The organism is Mesorhizobium sp. M2C.T.Ca.TU.002.02.1.1, assembly GCF_003997225.1.
The window spans coordinates 1-1,004 of the sequence record NZ_RZTO01001304.1; the positions used below are offsets into that span (position 1 = coordinate 1).

Annotated in this window: 1 protein-coding gene; it reads left to right on the forward strand. The window is 67.2% G+C overall.

Translation table 11 applies throughout. The features are described from left to right. Positions 1-104: 104 nt before the first annotated feature. The coding region (locus EOD07_RS35665) for a GMC family oxidoreductase N-terminal domain-containing protein (RefSeq protein ID WP_206519662.1) at positions 105-1,004 on the forward strand (900 nt) is incomplete at its 3' end.

Below are 1,004 nucleotides of genomic sequence, written 5' to 3' on the forward strand. Positions count from 1 at the left end.
CCGCGCCGGTCGCTTTTTTCACAAGCCATGCCGGAAGCCACGGCGACGCCGCGAGCCGGCAATGTCTAGGGTAAGCCCGACATTGCGGAGCCCGCCCTTCCATTATGCAGACTTATGATTTCATCGTCGTCGGCTCCGGTTCGGCCGGTTCGGTCGTTGCCGACAGGCTTTCGGCGTCGGGCCGCTTCTCGGTGCTGGTGCTGGAGGCCGGCGGAACCGACCGAAGGTTCTACGTCCAGATGCCGCTCGGCTACGGCAAGACCTTCTTCGACCCGGCCGTCAACTGGAACTACAAGACCGAGCCGGATCCTGGTCTCGCCGGCAATGCCGACCATTGGCCGCGCGGCAAGCTGCTTGGCGGCTCGAGCTCGATCAACGCCATGGTCTTCATCCGCGGCGCGCGCGAGGATTTCGATGCCTGGGCCGCCGCCGGCAACCCCGGCTGGGCCTATGACGACCTGCTGCCCTCCTTCAAGGCGATGGAAGACAATGCGGCCGGCGCCGACCAATGGCGCGGCGTCGGCGGCCCCTTGCGTGTCACCGATTGTTCGCGCGCCGTGCACCCGCTGACCAAGCGCTACCTGGCCGCCGCCCAGCAGGCCGGACTGCCGTTCAATCCGGACTTCAACGGCGCCTCCCAGGAAGGCGTCGGCGTCTACCAGATCACGACCAAGAACGGCCGCCGCATGTCGGCCGCCCGCGCCTTCCTGCGGCCGGCGATGAAGCGCGCCAACGTCCGTGTCGAGACCAACGCCCTGGCGACCAAGATCCTGTTCGAGGGCAAGCGCGCCGTCGGCGTCGAATATGAGCAGAACGGGCAGAAGAAGACGGCGCGCGCCGGCCGCGAGGTGATCCTCTCCGGCGGCTCGATCAACTCGCCGCAACTGCTGCAGCTCTCCGGTGTCGGCCCCGCGACGCTGCTGGCTGGCCTCGGCATCCCGGTGGTCCACGCCAACGAGAATGTCGGCGCCAATCTGCAGGACCATGTCGGCATCAACTACACC